This window comes from Pseudomonas sp. NY15463 (assembly GCF_048068415.1).
Lineage (GTDB): Bacteria > Pseudomonadota > Gammaproteobacteria > Pseudomonadales > Pseudomonadaceae > Aquipseudomonas > Aquipseudomonas mosselii_C.
In genome coordinates, this window is record NZ_JBLUQD010000003.1 from 127,795 (window position 1) to 142,433 (window position 14,639).

Below are 14,639 nucleotides of genomic sequence, written 5' to 3' on the forward strand. Positions count from 1 at the left end.
TCAAATATTCAGAGGATCCAGCTATGAGTAGCGGACGTATCGTTCAAATCATCGGCGCCGTCATCGACGTGGAATTCCCACGTGACGTCGTGCCGAGTGTTTACAACGCGCTGAAAGTTCAAGGCGCGGAAACCACTCTCGAAGTTCAGCAGCAGCTGGGCGACGGCGTGGTTCGTACCATTGCGATGGGCTCGACCGAAGGTCTGAAGCGCGGTCTGGACGTTGTCGACACGGGCGCGGCCATCTCCGTTCCAGTCGGTAAGGCCACTCTGGGCCGTATCATGGACGTTCTGGGCAACCCAATCGACGAAGCCGGTCCGATCGGTGAAGAAGAGCGTCGTGGTATCCACCGCGCTGCCCCTTCGTTCGCTGACCAAGCAGGCGGCAACGACCTGCTGGAAACCGGCATCAAGGTTATCGACCTGGTCTGCCCGTTCGCCAAGGGCGGTAAGGTCGGTCTGTTCGGTGGTGCCGGTGTCGGCAAGACCGTTAACATGATGGAACTGATCCGTAACATCGCCATCGAGCACAGCGGTTACTCCGTGTTCGCCGGTGTGGGTGAGCGTACTCGTGAGGGTAACGACTTCTACCACGAGATGAAGGACTCCAACGTTCTCGACAAAGTAGCGCTGGTCTACGGTCAGATGAACGAGCCACCAGGAAACCGTCTGCGCGTAGCGCTGACCGGCCTGACCATGGCTGAGAAGTTCCGTGACGAAGGTAACGACGTTCTGCTGTTCGTCGACAACATCTATCGTTACACCCTGGCCGGTACCGAAGTATCCGCACTGCTGGGCCGTATGCCTTCGGCAGTAGGCTACCAGCCGACCCTGGCTGAAGAGATGGGCGTTCTGCAAGAGCGCATCACCTCCACCAAGGAAGGTTCGATCACCTCGATCCAGGCCGTATACGTACCTGCAGACGACCTGACCGACCCGTCGCCAGCCACCACCTTCGCCCACTTGGACGCCACCGTCGTTCTGTCCCGTGACATCGCCTCCCTGGGTATCTACCCAGCGGTCGATCCACTGGACTCGACTTCCCGTCAGCTGGACCCGAACGTGATCGGTACCGAGCACTACGAAACTGCCCGTCAGGTTCAGTATGTTCTGCAGCGCTACAAAGAGCTGAAGGACATCATCGCGATCCTGGGTATGGACGAGCTGTCCGAGACCGACAAGCAACTGGTTGCCCGCGCTCGTAAGATCCAGCGCTTCCTGTCGCAGCCGTTCTTCGTGGCCGAAGTCTTCACCGGTTCGCCAGGCAAGTACGTCTCGCTCAAGGACACCATCGCTGGCTTCAGCGGCATCCTCAAAGGTGACTACGACCACCTGCCAGAACAAGCGTTCTACATGGTCGGCGGCATCGACGAAGCGATCGAGAAAGCCAAGAAACTGTAATCCCGGCGCCCCGCAAGGGGCGCTAATCAGGTTGAGGCAAGCAGATGGCTATGACAGTCCATTGCGACATCGTCAGCGCAGAAGGAGAGATCTTCTCCGGCCTGGTCGAGATGGTAGTAGCGCACGGCAACCTGGGCGATCTGGGTATCGCTCCAGGCCATGCGCCGCTGATCACCAATCTCAAGCCTGGTCCGATCACGCTGACCAAGCAGGGTGGCACTCAAGAGGTGTTCTACATCTCCGGTGGCTTCCTCGAAGTGCAGCCAAACATGGTCAAGGTTCTTGCCGACACCGTGCAGCGTGCTGCCGACCTGGACGAAGCTCAGGCTCAGGAAGCCCTCAAGGCTGCCGAGAACGCGCTGAACACTAAAGGCTCGGACTTCGACTACGGCGCTGCCGCCGCACGTCTGGCCGAGGCTGCAGCTCAGCTGCGTACTGTCCAGCAATTGCGCAAAGGCAAGTAATCTGGCTTTGGCCGGTCACCTGCATTGCGATTGAGTTAAAGGGTAGCCTCGGCTACCCTTTTTCTTTTTCTGAATTTCTTCTTCGGTCACATCGCTGACCGCCCCGGATCGGTAGCCAGTCAATGTCCCTCGATATCGTCATTCTCGCCGCAGGCCAAGGCACCCGCATGCGCTCCTCGCTGCCCAAGGTGCTGCACCCGGTAGCGGGCAATTCCATGCTCGGCCATGTTATCCACAGCGCACGCCAACTGCACCCCAACGGTATCCATGTGGTGATTGGCCATGGCGCCGAGCAGGTGCGCGAACGCCTGGCAGCAGACGACCTGAACTTCGTCATGCAGGACAAACAGCTTGGTACAGGGCATGCGGTGGCCCAGGCACTCCCGGCCATCACTGCCGACACCGTACTGGTGTTGTACGGCGATGTGCCGCTGATCGAAGTGGATACCTTGCAACGCCTGCTGGCCAAGGTCAGTGCCACGCAGCTGGGTTTGCTCACGGTAAACCTTGCTGACCCGACCGGCTATGGCCGTATCGTGCGTGATGAGCAAGGCCAGGTGCTGGCGATCGTCGAGCACAAGGACGCCAGCGAAGCGCAGAAGGCTATCACTGAAGGCAACACCGGTATTCTGGCCATGCCTGCCAAGCGTCTTGCCGACTGGATGGGCCGCCTGTCCAACAACAACGCCCAAGGCGAGTACTACCTGACCGATGTGATCGCCATGGCCGTGGCCGATGGCCTGGTGGTTGCCACCGAGCAGCCACATGACGCCATGGAAGTGCAAGGCGCCAACGACCGCCGGCAGTTGTCCGAACTGGAGCGCCACTACCAGCTGCGCGAAGGCCGCCGCCTGATGGCTCAGGGAGTCACCCTGCGCGACCCGGCCCGTTTCGATGTCCGCGGCGAGGTCACGGTAGGTCGTGATGTGCTCATCGACATCAACGTGGTGCTGGAAGGCAAGGTGGTCATCGAGGATGACGTACAGATCGGCCCGAACTGCGTGATCAAGGACAGCATCCTGCGCAAGGGCGTGGTGATCAAGGCCAATAGCCACCTTGAAGGCGCCGTCATGGGGGAGGGCAGCGATGCCGGCCCATTCGCCCGCTTGCGCCCGGGCAGTGTGCTAGAAGCCAAGGCCCACGTGGGTAACTTCGTCGAGCTGAAGAACGCACGCCTGGGCGAAGGGGCCAAGGCTGGCCACCTGACCTACCTGGGTGATGCCGAGATCGGCGCCCGCAGCAACATCGGCGCCGGCACCATCACTTGCAACTACGACGGTGCCAACAAGTTCCGCACGGTCATGGGTGAGGACGTGTTCATCGGCTCGAACAACTCGCTGGTCGCCCCTGTGGAAATCCAGGCAGGCGCCACCACTGCGGCGGGCTCGACCATCACTCAGACGGTCGAGGCCGGCCAGCTGGGTGTGGCGCGTGCGCGCCAGCGCAACATCCAAGGCTGGAAGCGCCCGGAAAAGATCAAGCAGAGCTGACTTATCCACAGTGCTTTTTACACAGGCCGGCTTATGTGAATAAGCCGGCTTTTTCATTCTGTGGATAACCAGGCAGTGCGGTACTCGGCGATTGCGAGGCTGGTCTGGCAGGCACCTGTATGCCTACGCTTGACTAACGTGGCGGCTTAGGTTTTGATTGCACCTCTTATCTTTCGAATCGAAACTTAACGCCAAAATGTCGAAACGAAATACACCGCAACGTCGTCACAACATTCTCGCCTTGCTCAACGAGCAGGGTGAGGTGAGTGTCGACGCCCTGGCCAAGCGTTTCGAAACCTCCGAAGTGACCATCCGCAAGGACCTGGCCGCCCTTGAAGCCAATGGCCTGCTGCTGCGTCGCTACGGCGGTGCTGTCACCATGCCCCAGGAACTGCTGGCCGAAACCGTGCAGCCGGTGTCGCTGTACAAGCAGGCCATCGCTAAGGCGGCAGTGCAGCGCATACGTGAGCATGCGCGCATCATCATCGACAGCGGCAGCACTACGGCTGCGATGATCCCGCAGCTCGGGCGCCAGCCGGGCCTGGTGGTGATGACCAACTCGCTTAACGTCGCCCGTGCCATCAGCGAGCAGGAGCACGAGCCCGTGCTGCTGATGACCGGTGGCACCTGGGACCCGCACTCAGAGTCGTTCCAGGGCCAGGTGGCCGAGCAAGTGCTGCGCTCGTATGATTTCGACCAGTTGTTCATCGGTGCCGATGGCATCGACCTGGAGCGCGGCACCACGACCTTCAACGAACTGCTGGGCTTGAGCCGTGTCATGGCCGAAGTGGCCCGCGAAGTGATCGTGATGGTCGAATCGGACAAGGTCGGTCGCAAGATCCCCAACCTCGAGCTGCCTTGGGGCAGCGTCAATACGCTAATTACCGATGATCGCCTGCCCGCCGAGGCACGCGAGCGCATTCAAGCCCGCGGCGTCAATCTGATCTGCGCCGCTATCAGCTAGGAGCAACAACTTATGTGTGGAATCGTGGGTGCCGTTGCCGAGCGCAACATCACAGCCATTCTGGTCGAAGGCCTCAAGCGTCTGGAATATCGCGGCTACGACAGCGCCGGCCTGGCCGTTTATACCGAGCAGGGCGAGCTGCAACGCCGTCGCCGCATCGGCAAGGTCAGCGAGCTGCAAAAAGCCGTCGAGGACGATCCGCTCAAGGGCCAGTTGGGTATCGCCCACACCCGCTGGGCGACCCACGGCGCACCGACCGAGCACAACGCCCACCCGCACTTCTCGGGTAACCAGGTGGCGGTGGTGCACAACGGCATCATCGAGAACCACGAAGCGCTGCGCGAAGAGCTCAAGGCCCTGGGTTACACCTTCGACTCGCAGACCGACACCGAAGTGATCGTCCACCTGATCCATCACCTGCTCAAGACCACCCCCGACCTGACCGATGCGCTCAAGGTGGCGGTCCAGCGTCTGCACGGCGCCTATGGCCTGGCCGTGATCAGCGTCAGCCAGCCGGATCGCCTGGTCGCCGCGCGCAGTGGCAGCCCGCTGGTGATTGGCCTGGGGCTCGGTGAAAACTTCCTCGCCTCCGACCAACTGGCACTGCGCCAGGTCACCGACCGCTTCATGTACCTCGAAGAGGGCGACATCGCCGAAATCCGTCGTGACGCGGTGCAGGTGTGGGACCAGGCTGGCCAGCCGGTGCAACGCGAGACCGTGCAGTACAGCGACGGCGCAGAGGCGGCCGACAAGGGCAAGTACCGCCACTTCATGCTCAAGGAGATCCACGAGCAGCCAGCGGTGGTGCAGCGCACGCTCGAAGGGCGCCTGGGCAAGGACCACGTGTTGGTCCAGGCCTTTGGTCCTCAGGCGGCGGAGCTGTTCGGCAAGGTCCGCAACGTCCAGATCGTCGCCTGCGGCACCAGCTACCACGCCGGCATGGTTGCCCGTTACTGGCTGGAAAGCCTGGCCGGCATTCCTTGCCAGGTCGAGGTGGCCAGCGAGTTCCGCTACCGCAAGGTGGTGGTGCAGCAGGACACGCTGTTCGTCTCGATCTCCCAGTCCGGTGAAACCGCCGACACCCTGGCGGCATTGCGCAACGCCAAGGAACTGGGTTTCCTTGGCAGCCTGGCGATCTGCAACAAGGGCATCAGCTCGCTGGTACGCGAATCCGACCTGACCCTGCTGACCCTGGCAGGCCCGGAAATCGGCGTGGCATCGACCAAGGCCTTCACCACCCAGCTGGTAGCCCTGCTGCTGCTGACCTTGGCCCTGGGCCAAGTGCGCGGCACCCTGGAAGCCGGTGTCGAGGCAGAGCTTGTGGATGAGCTGCGCCGCCTGCCAACTCGCCTGAGCGAGGCGCTGGCGATGGACGGCGTGGTCGAGAAGACCGCCGAACTGTTCGCCGACAAGCACCACACCCTGTTCCTTGGCCGTGGTGCGCAGTACCCGGTGGCGATGGAAGGCGCGCTGAAGCTCAAGGAGATCTCCTACATCCACGCTGAAGCCTATCCAGCCGGTGAACTCAAGCACGGCCCGCTGGCGCTTGTGGATAACGACATGCCAGTCGTCACGGTGGCGCCGAACAACGAACTGCTGGAAAAACTCAAGTCCAACCTGCAGGAAGTGCGCGCTCGTGGCGGTGAGCTGGTGGTGTTCGCCGACGAGCACGCCGGCATGAGCAACGGCGAAGGCACCCACGTGATCAACGTGCCGCACATAGCCGACGCCCTGGCGCCGATTCTCTATACCGTGCCGCTGCAATTGCTGTCGTACTACGTGGCGGTGCTCAAGGGTACCGACGTCGACCAGCCACGGAACCTGGCCAAGTCGGTGACGGTGGAGTGATGCTGTGGGCTGTTGTCCAGTCTTAGTTTTCGACAATTAAAGCGGTATTGAAACAATAAAAGCTGTCTCACGAGACCATGATCTTCCTTAGGGAGGCTCGTGGTCTCGGCCGATCATATCGGCAACGCTTGCTTTTTAATCATGCTCGATGGAAAAATATTTCTGTGAAAACCCCGAACAATTTTCCTTAAACGCGTAATGAGCGGCGCTTTGATGCTGCCGACCATTTTTCAGCCCTCAACCGGCTCAAAGCCAGGGCTCTTGCGCGCTACAGGCGCACCTCTCCTGCAGTGGTCAATCATTGCCGGTGTACCACTCGCAGATTATTGACCAGCAGCATCACTATCTGGTCCACCTGGGGCCTGAGCGCAATACTGAAGGCGAGGTAAGCAGTACGCGGGTAAGCGTAAGCAAACCCTTCGCGAGCGTTTCCTGGCCGAGATGTAGCCCTGCGTTGGTCACATCCTATGCAAATTGAATCAATTGCAAAATATATAATTCTTATTTTCGGACTTTTGTAAGGCCTCATAAACATTTAGTTAAGCGCTGAACAGCGTCTCCATCTGTATTTTTGTCCTCTCGCCAGGCGAGTTGGTACTCCACCCATCCATTCGTGAAAAAGAGATTTTGTATACCGATTGGTATATGGAGCTTGATGCCTATTCGGGTCATGCTTCAGCGCACGGATCAGGTCGAGCCGTGACAAAAAAAAAACTCACATTGCGAAAGCCGCGTTGTTCATCTGCGCTGCTCGGAGGCTACTCATGACGGGACGTTTGCAAGGAAAAGTAGCGTTGATCACTGGCGGTGCGGGTGGATGCGGTCTGGCCGCATCGGAGCTGTTCGCGGCAGAAGGGGCCAAGGTAGGCATCGTCGATCTTCCCTCCAGCAAAGGTGCCGAAGTGGCCGAGCGGCTTCGTAGCGAAGGGTATGACGTCGTGTTCTCGCCTGCGGATGTTTCGGATGCGACTCAGGTGCAGCTTGCCGTGGCAGCCGTAGAGGAAGCGTTCGGGCCGATCACGGTACTCATGAACCATGCCGGCATTCTTTCCGCGCTGCCTTTCCTTGAAACAAGCGAGGCGGAATGGGACCGCATCATGGCAGTTAACGTGAAGAGCATGTTCCTGGTCACTCGGGCGGTCTTGCCAGGCATGCTTGCAGCGGGTGGTGGCAGCATAGTGTCCACGTCCTCGATCTCTGCGGTGGTAGGCACGCCCATGGAGGTTTTGTACTGCACCAGTAAAGGCGCCACACACATGTTCGCCAGGGCGATTGCGGTGGAGTTCAGAGATCGCGGAATCCGTTCCAACGCGATTTGCCCAGGTTTCATTGCTACCGCACACGGCCTGCGCGAAATCGAAACGTTGCAAAAACATGGCGTGGATGTCACGGAAGAGGCCATTGCTGCTGCGCAGGGGCGTCTGTGCAAACCATCAGAAGTTGCGAGCGCAGCACTGTTCCTGGCCAGTGATGATGCAAGTTTCGTCAATGGTGCGCATTTGTTTGCCGACAATGGCTATACCGCAATCTAACCAGAAGAAAAATGCAGGAGATCCATCGTGACAACATCTTCGAACAATATGCACATCAACGAATTCGGACTCGAGCACGCTCACTGGCGTAATTGGGCAGGTAACCAATCCTGCATCCGTTCGGCACGTGGAGCACCTGCGAGCGAGGATGAGCTTTGCTCGATGGTAAACGATGCCTCCAGCAAGGGTATGAACGTTCGGGTTGCCGGCTCCGGTCACTCCTTCACCGCCGTCGCCCTCACCAATGGCCTTCACCTCACGCTGGGCAACATGACCGGCGTACGTCATATCGATTATGACAAGAAGCGAGTCACCGCTTCGGCGGGCACTACCATCAACGCGTTTGGTAAAGCCTTGCGTGAGGCTGGCCTGTCGATGGTCAACCAGGGCGATATCGACAGCCAGTCGATCGCGGGCGCGCTGACCACCGGCACTCATGGTACGGGCCTGACCCTCGGTAACCTGGCCTCTTCGATCGTGGGGATGAAGCTGGTTCAGCCTGACGGCCGCATCATCGTTGTCGATGAAAGTACCCCAGACCTGCTGCAAGCAGGGCGCGTGTCGATGGGCGTGCTGGGTATCGTCTCGGAGATCACCCTGCAGGTTACCGACAGCTTCAACCTGCACGAGCGAATCTGGCGTGAAGATTTCGAAAGCGTGATGGAAAAACACGACGAACTCGCGCGCAAACATCGGCACTTCAGCTTCTTCTGGTGCCCGTACGAGCAGAGCCGACACTGCTATTGTCTGCCGGATACAGCGGCAACTTCGAAAACCGGAAAGACGACCGATGTCTGTGAAGTGAAGGTAATGGATATTACCGATCGCGCCCCTTTCGACAGCCCTTTCGAAAAGGTCGCTTACAGCTCGGATGTATACCCAATCGAGTACCTGCCGAACTTCCACGAGCTGGAATATGCGGTACCGATCAAGCACAGCAAAGAGGCGCTGCGCGCCGTCCGCAAGCTGATGCTGGAAGACTTCCCGCAAGCCATCTACCCCATCGAGTACCGCTTCACTGCCGGGGATGGTGCGTGGATGAGCCCTTTCTTCGAGCAGGATAGCGTGACCATCTCGGTGTCAGGCGAGCCAGGTACTGACTATTGGGACTATCTACGTGCTGTCGATGCAATCCTGCGCGCCTATGGTGCCAGGCCACATTGGGGCAAGCTGCACTTCCTGACCGGTGATGATGTAACGAGTATTTATCCGCGTGCCACTGACTTCCGTCAGCTGCGACGCCAACTCGACCCGCAAGGTATCTTCCTCAGCGAACACCTCAGTCCCTATTTCAAATAGTTATCGGCACGGGAGCGACTCAGCGTGCTGGCAATCACCAGCTTGCTGAGTCGTACAGAGGGGCATCGTTGGCCTCTTGCGTTTCAACCTTTCGTCCTTCAGGTCAGGGAGGTCACGCGGGTGTGCCCGCTACACGGCTAGATGACCCAAAGCTCAGGCGAAAATGAGCGCCGGCAGATGTTGTAGCCGGTAGCAGTTGGGCGCGCCCTCCATGGGCCATCATGATCTTTTGCACCAGTTCCAGGCCTAGCCCTGCGCCTCGACCATCATTTTTCAGACGGTAGAAGGGCTCAAAAATCTTCTCGCAATCCGCTTCTGCTATTCCTGGGCCCTCGTCAATCACATCGATATTGCCGTTGCTACCGACCAGCACCGTGATCAGGCCGGATTGACCTGCATACGTGATAGCGTTCTGGATAAGGTTGCCCAGCGCGCGTTCAATGGACGCTGCCTCGACATTGACCCAGCAATGCGCGGTTTCGTGTTCGAGTGCTATGTCGTAGCCAGCAGCCACGGCCAGCGGAGCAATATCGGCGACCACAGTGCGTGCCAGTTCGACGAGGTCGATGCGCTCCAGTACCACTGCACCTTGTTCATAACGCTGCAGATCGAGTAGTTGCGAGGCCAGATTGGTAAGCCTTGCCAAATCCGCCTGAAGAAGGCCTTTATGCGCGCTTGGTGGCAGGTTCGAGAGTCGGGTCTGGAGGATTGCTATTGGTGTTCTCAGTTCATGCGCAGCATCTGCCAGAAAACGTTGCCGTGCTTTATAGCCTTCATCTAGGCGGTTGAATGCAGCATTTACCGCGTCGATGAACGGTTGAATTTCGAGGGGCGCAGAGCCCGCGTGCAGACGAATGCCCCGCTGCTTGAAGTTGATGGCTTTAGCATCCGCTGCAACTTTGTCCATGCCGGCCAATGTCCGCTTGACTACCCAGGGCGTGATGATTGGCAAAATCACCAATGTTATCAATGAAAGAAAAACTACCAGAACCAGGCTTTTTGCCGAAGCCAGTGAAAGCGCCTCTGTAAAGGTGACGGGTGAGCGCGCGGTTGTCATCACCTTGATCACACCCGCTCGCGATGTCGCCCACTGCACGGTTGCAATCGGTGTCTGAGACTTATCGATAGTCTGGCCTAGATCGGCATATGCAATCGCATCCAGAGCCTCTACTGCCGATGCAACATTGCCTGGTACCTGACCGTGCATGATCTGCTGCCCCGAGGCATCGCGCACGACATACCAGAACTCAGGATCTTGCAGGCGCTCGCGCAATTTAGCGCTCTCATCGATGGTCAGCACCCCATCGGGACTGCGGGTGACCGAGTCGGCGACGGTATTCACTGCCGTCCAGCCATTATTGCCATCGTACAGGTTACCGTTGGACCATAAATAAGCTTCAGCAATCAGCTGAATTGCCGCCAGTACGGTAATGATGCCAATTTGTGCTGCAATGATACGCAGTGTGAGGCGCCAGCGTAGGGAGCGGGGCTTCAAAGAGATCATTGTTTTTCCCTTATGAAGTAGCCAACGCCTCTGACTACCGTCACGTCTAGCCCACTGTCGGCTTCTAGAAGTTTTTTACGCAGCCTGGATACATGCGTTTCCAAAGCATTTGGTTGCACCTCGTCATCAATGGAAAAGACGGCTTCCATCAATGCGCCTCGTGCAATGACACGGCCAAATCGGCGGAGTAGGAGCTCCAGAACCAAGGTTTCTCGGCGAGTAAGCAGCACGGTTTTGCCGCCCACCGTCGCCTCCCCACTTAAGTAGTCAAAGACCAAACGGCCAAAACTCACCAAGTCGTGCTGAATATTGAGAGGGCGTCGTACTAGCGCTCGGATCCTGGCGAAAAGCTCGCTAACTTCAAACGGTTTGGCGAGATAGTCGTCAGCACCTGCATCAAGGCCTGTTACACGGTCGGCCAAGTCGCCCCGTGCCGATAAGATAATCACAGGAATGGGATTTGCGTTTGTCCGCCACTGCTTCAGTAAAGACAGGGCGTCGCCATCCGAGAGCTGGCGATCCAATACCACGACGTCGTAAGGGTAATCGGCCAACGCGCCGGCAGCCTGCATGAGCGAGGTCACGTGATCAACGACCACATTATGACGGCCCAGCGCTTCTTTCAGCGATGATGCTAATTCAAGTTCGTCTTCAACAAGCAAAATTTTCAAGGTGCTACCTGTGGCCGTGGGCAGGTTTGAAAGTGTACCAGTCGAGCCCAGCGCACTGGCGCGACAGGTTAACGACAGGCAAGCACGGCAAGATCGCCGTGTTGTCTTCGACGGCCTATCCGTCCGTCTGGTTTATTGAAGGAGTGATAGATGATCAAATTGTTCGGTACCGGCCTCCTGGCGCTTGCTGCAGCAGCACTTTCTGGCTGTGCGGGTAGCTACACCAGTAAGGATTTCTACTCGGTTTACTTGGCACAGCCGAATAGCCAATTCTCCGCAAGCAACGGCACCCTTAGCCGCGGCGGTCAGTTAGATGTTACTTACAAGGGTGAACGTTTCACCGGCCAGAATGCCAATAACAAGATCACAGCTAAGGGCAGCAAAGGTAATTCGCTGACGTGCAGCTACACCATGCCAGGCAGTGTCGCGACCGGAACCTGCCAGTTGTCCGGCGGTACGACGCTCAATATGAAGTTTGACTGACTGAGTCAACCACTTCAGCGGATCGCCCCTTGGCATTCTTGATGCGCAGGGGGCGATTTGCTATTCGACAACACTAGGCCTATGGGCGTTTCCAGCGTACTCAAACGTCGTCTCGGAACGTTATGGCGCGTTTTCCCTTGGGTCGGATCGTTCGGCGTGGAATCGCGGCGTTCGGTACGCAGCAGAGGCTATGCAGCTAACGATTGCAATGTCGTTGCGCAAAGCGTGCTCAAGCCCCGGTAGCGTCTGCACCCAGCGAGTCGAGGAAACGCCGCGCATGGCGGCTCGCTGTTCCTCCACTGCATGGCGTTGTCCAGTCATGCGCCATCTCCCCCGTCAACGCTGACATCCAAGGGCTGCCCATACCATTCAGCGCGAAGCGGCCGGAAGGTGCCATGGGCGCTGGTGATTGAGTCGAGCATCGTGGCGGCGGCGTTTTCCAGGTTTGCCGGTTGCTTGAAGGTTCGCTGTCGGACTGCCTGAATGCCTTCCGAGGGCGCATGATCGACGTCTTCACCGGCATACCGCGCTGGCGCTGGTCCTCCGTCGCCACGCCGAAATTACAAATTTTATTTATAAATCAATTAGTTAACTGAGCGTATACCGGTTGATATATGGACACGCTCGGCGGGCTGGCACTAGCCTGACCTCGGCGAACCTTCGTGGGCTCGCGAGCTTCACTCACAAAAACAACGACTAAATACCTTTCAGTCCTGCCATTGAACAACACATACAAGAATGAGGCAGCAAATGGAAAACATAGGCACCTATGTCATCTATGTGATCATGATATGCGCGGTTATCGGTGCCGTTGCGTCCATGATCAATCCAGAAAGCGAGTTGGGCCAGGAGTTCATTGCCGGGCTGCATAGCATCGGGCCGATCTTCATCCCCGTGGCCGGTATCATGGCCGCCATTCCCTTCATCTCCAGTGGCATCAGCCACGTGATCGCGCCGCTGTTCCAGCTCATCGGCGCTGATCCTGGCATAGCTGGCCCCATCTTCATTGCATCCGACATGGGCGGCTATCAGTTGGCCAAGGCGCTCGCACAGACGCCGGAAGGCTGGATTCTGGGTCTGATCACCGGCTTCCAGTCCGGCGCCACCCTGATTTTCGTGATTCCTGTTGGTTTGGCCATGCTGCGCAAAATTGATCACAAGTACATGGCCTTAGGCATCATGGCTGGGCTGCTCACCATTCCCATCAGCATCATGATCATCGCCATGATGATGCAGACACTGGGCCTGAATGTCCGGCCTGACATTGCGACCACCGGTGCTGCCACTGAGGCGTTGCACTTCACGCTGCCGATGCTGCTGCGCAACCTGATGCCACTGATTCTGTTCTGTGTCGCGCTGGCCGCTGCACTTCGGTACTTCCCTAACGTGATGGTTTACCTGTTCCTCAAGCTTGGGCAGTTCATGTACATCTCGGTGGTGCTGGTGCTGGTTGCCTCGATAGTCCAGTACTTCACCGGCTTCTTCAGCTCGGTCTTTGGTGGCTGGGGGTTCGCTCCGATCATTGCCGACGCTGACGATCAGTTCCGTGCGCTCGAAATTGCCGGCTATATCGGGCTGATGTTGTGCGGTGCTTTTCCGATGGTCTATTTGCTCAAGCGCTTCTTGTCCAAACCCATCGAGAAGGTTGCGTCTCGCTTCGGTATGTCGGGGGTCGGTGCTGCCGGCGTGCTCGCCTCATCTGCCAACATTCTGGCGATGTTTCGCCTTGTCAGTGACATGCCGCCCAAGGACAAGGTCCTGGTCATCGCGTTCTCGGTCTGCGCCGCGTTCACCTTTGGCGACCATATGGCGTTCTCGGCAAACTTCCAGCCGTCGCTGATTCTGCCTTTGATCATCGGCAAGCTATCCGGCGGCCTGATTGCGATGGTGCTGGCCTATTGGCTCGCGGTGCCCAGAGCCAGGGAGATGGGACTGCAGGATGAGGCGGCAGCGGCCGGCACTTTCCGGGCCAGCGCCGAAGCGGCTTGATCCGACAACGGCATCGAGTTTATCCGCAGCGTCATCGGCGCTGCGGATTGTTCAGCTTCGGCGCTGCGGTGTCGCAATCATCTGGATGAGTCGATAAAGTGCTTTGAGCAAACCTTCAGGGTTTCTGCAAAAAACCAGATGACATCGGCAAGGGCTCAAGAACAGCTGCGTGGTGATCATGAAAATCGAAGAGGCGAGAGCGCTGTCCTCCGTCGTTTTGGCTTTGGGGACTGAGCAATTTGGGGCGTCCATGGATGCTCTGCTTCGTGAGAAAGTCTCGTTCGACATGAGCTGCGGTTATCTTTTCCAGTACAACCAAGGCGCTATCCTGGTACACAACGGTTATGGCCAGTCCGTCACTGAAAGGACGCTCAACGCCTATCTTCGCGGTGGCTATCTCCTCGATCCGTTCTATGTGGCGTGTGTGAACGGTCATCCAGCTGGCCTATGGCGCATGACGGATCTGGCCCCGGACAGTTTCTTTTCGTCGGGATTCTCGATATCCAAGGACATTCATCCTTGTGTGTCCTCCGAGCATGGCACGGCCATCGAAGAAGTAGGATTCATCATCCCGATACGTCCCCAGGTGGCGATCGTCTACTCGGTGATGAGGTACCTGCGTAACGGGCCGTTCACCGCGTCGCAAATGCAAGCGCTGACCGCACTTGGGCCGGTCATTACGGCACTGTTCGAAAAGCATTGCCAGTTGAGCTATTCAGGTAGCCTCAAAGAAGAACAACCTGGCGACGTGATGCTTGAAGATGCTTTCGTCGAAATTTTGCAGGGGCGACTGACGGGCACGCAACGCTACATTGCCAAGCTGCTGTTGCAGGGGCATAGCAATGCCTCGATTGCCACGCTGCTCAACATCTCGGATGGCACGGTGAAAGTGCACAAGCACAATATCTATCAACGCCTCGAGATATCGACCAACGCTGAATTGTTCCGTTTGTTCATCGATTACTTGGCGAAGCCTACGTGAGTCCGCTGGACGA

12 protein-coding genes are annotated in these 14,639 nt (G+C 58.0%); 10 read left to right on the forward strand and 2 right to left on the reverse strand.

Annotated features, from left to right (window positions below; all coding sequences use genetic code 11):
• The first annotated feature begins 23 nt into the window (after positions 1–23).
• The 7 genes from atpD to ACNFIC_RS08480 all read left to right on the forward strand — a co-directional run bounded on the left by atpD (position 24) and on the right by ACNFIC_RS08480 (position 8,997).
• On the forward strand, positions 24–1,400 hold the full coding sequence (gene atpD, locus ACNFIC_RS08450) for a F0F1 ATP synthase subunit beta (RefSeq protein WP_138220778.1): 1,377 nt from the start codon (positions 24–26) through the stop codon (positions 1,398–1,400).
• Between the two features lie 44 nt (positions 1,401–1,444).
• Positions 1,445–1,864 (forward strand): F0F1 ATP synthase subunit epsilon, encoded by a 420-nt coding sequence (locus ACNFIC_RS08455; RefSeq protein WP_054893003.1) that lies wholly within the window; start codon positions 1,445–1,447, stop codon positions 1,862–1,864.
• Between the two features lie 122 nt (positions 1,865–1,986).
• Complete coding sequence (glmU, locus tag ACNFIC_RS08460) at positions 1,987–3,354, forward strand: bifunctional UDP-N-acetylglucosamine diphosphorylase/glucosamine-1-phosphate N-acetyltransferase GlmU (protein WP_138220777.1); 1,368 nt, start codon at positions 1,987–1,989, stop codon at positions 3,352–3,354.
• A 196-nt stretch (positions 3,355–3,550) separates the two neighbouring features.
• Positions 3,551–4,318, forward strand: a complete 768-nt coding sequence (locus ACNFIC_RS08465; RefSeq protein WP_138220776.1) for a DeoR/GlpR family DNA-binding transcription regulator — start codon at positions 3,551–3,553, stop codon at positions 4,316–4,318.
• A gap of 12 nt (positions 4,319–4,330) precedes the next feature.
• A complete protein-coding gene (glmS, locus tag ACNFIC_RS08470) occupies positions 4,331–6,166 on the forward strand; it encodes a glutamine--fructose-6-phosphate transaminase (isomerizing) (protein WP_138220775.1) in 1,836 nt (611 codons plus the stop codon).
• Positions 6,167–6,930: 764 nt separating this feature from the next.
• The gene (locus ACNFIC_RS08475; RefSeq protein WP_138220774.1) at positions 6,931–7,698 is read left to right on the forward strand and encodes an SDR family NAD(P)-dependent oxidoreductase; all 768 of its coding nucleotides are present in this window, start codon (positions 6,931–6,933) and stop codon (positions 7,696–7,698) included.
• A 27-nt stretch (positions 7,699–7,725) separates the two neighbouring features.
• On the forward strand, positions 7,726–8,997 hold the full coding sequence (locus tag ACNFIC_RS08480) for a D-arabinono-1,4-lactone oxidase (RefSeq protein WP_138220773.1): 1,272 nt from the start codon (positions 7,726–7,728) through the stop codon (positions 8,995–8,997).
• 112 nt (positions 8,998–9,109) lie between these two features.
• On the opposite strand, the gene ACNFIC_RS08485 is transcribed toward ACNFIC_RS08480, so the two are convergent.
• Both ACNFIC_RS08485 and ACNFIC_RS08490 read right to left on the reverse strand, forming a co-directional pair.
• A complete protein-coding gene (locus tag ACNFIC_RS08485; protein WP_138220772.1) occupies positions 9,110–10,501 on the reverse strand; it encodes a sensor histidine kinase in 1,392 nt (463 codons plus the stop codon).
• Positions 10,498–11,172 carry a response regulator transcription factor gene (locus tag ACNFIC_RS08490; RefSeq protein WP_138220771.1) on the reverse strand — a complete coding sequence of 225 codons (675 nt, stop codon included), beginning with the start codon at positions 11,170–11,172 and terminating at the stop codon, positions 10,498–10,500. The genes ACNFIC_RS08485 and ACNFIC_RS08490 overlap by 4 nt, the downstream gene beginning before the upstream one ends.
• A 150-nt stretch (positions 11,173–11,322) precedes the next feature.
• Here ACNFIC_RS08490 and ACNFIC_RS08495 point away from each other — a divergent pair, with 150 nt between their 5' ends.
• The 3 genes from ACNFIC_RS08495 (at position 11,323) to ACNFIC_RS08505 (ending at position 14,626) form a co-directional block, all read left to right on the forward strand.
• Positions 11,323–11,655, forward strand: a complete 333-nt coding sequence (locus tag ACNFIC_RS08495; protein WP_138220770.1) for a hypothetical protein — start codon at positions 11,323–11,325, stop codon at positions 11,653–11,655.
• 750 nt (positions 11,656–12,405) lie between these two features.
• Positions 12,406–13,644: an ethanolamine utilization protein EutH gene (gene eutH / locus ACNFIC_RS08500; RefSeq protein WP_416780752.1), complete on the forward strand. Its 1,239-nt coding sequence runs from the start codon at positions 12,406–12,408 to the stop codon at positions 13,642–13,644.
• A 178-nt stretch (positions 13,645–13,822) separates the two neighbouring features.
• The gene (locus tag ACNFIC_RS08505) at positions 13,823–14,626 is read left to right on the forward strand and encodes a helix-turn-helix domain-containing protein (protein ID WP_138220768.1); all 804 of its coding nucleotides are present in this window, start codon (positions 13,823–13,825) and stop codon (positions 14,624–14,626) included.
• Positions 14,627–14,639 lie beyond the last annotated feature (13 nt).

What these genes read in the sequence shown, in the direction of transcription:
- ACNFIC_RS08465 (WP_138220776.1), top strand. Translation starts at nt 3,551, where the DNA reads ATGTCGAAACGAAATACACCGCAACGTCGTCACAACATTCTCGCCTTG.
- glmS (WP_138220775.1), top strand. Translation starts at nt 4,331, where the DNA reads ATGTGTGGAATCGTGGGTGCCGTTGCCGAGCGCAACATCACAGCCATT.
- ACNFIC_RS08455 (WP_054893003.1), top strand. Translation starts at nt 1,445, where the DNA reads ATGGCTATGACAGTCCATTGCGACATCGTCAGCGCAGAAGGAGAGATC.
- glmU (WP_138220777.1), top strand. Translation starts at nt 1,987, where the DNA reads ATGTCCCTCGATATCGTCATTCTCGCCGCAGGCCAAGGCACCCGCATG.
- atpD (WP_138220778.1), top strand. Translation starts at nt 24, where the DNA reads ATGAGTAGCGGACGTATCGTTCAAATCATCGGCGCCGTCATCGACGTG.
- eutH (WP_416780752.1), top strand. Translation starts at nt 12,406, where the DNA reads ATGGAAAACATAGGCACCTATGTCATCTATGTGATCATGATATGCGCG.
- ACNFIC_RS08475 (WP_138220774.1), top strand. Translation starts at nt 6,931, where the DNA reads ATGACGGGACGTTTGCAAGGAAAAGTAGCGTTGATCACTGGCGGTGCG.
- ACNFIC_RS08485 (WP_138220772.1), bottom strand. Translation starts at nt 10,501, where the DNA reads ATGATCTCTTTGAAGCCCCGCTCCCTACGCTGGCGCCTCACACTGCGT.
- ACNFIC_RS08505 (WP_138220768.1), top strand. Translation starts at nt 13,823, where the DNA reads ATGAAAATCGAAGAGGCGAGAGCGCTGTCCTCCGTCGTTTTGGCTTTG.
- ACNFIC_RS08495 (WP_138220770.1), top strand. Translation starts at nt 11,323, where the DNA reads ATGATCAAATTGTTCGGTACCGGCCTCCTGGCGCTTGCTGCAGCAGCA.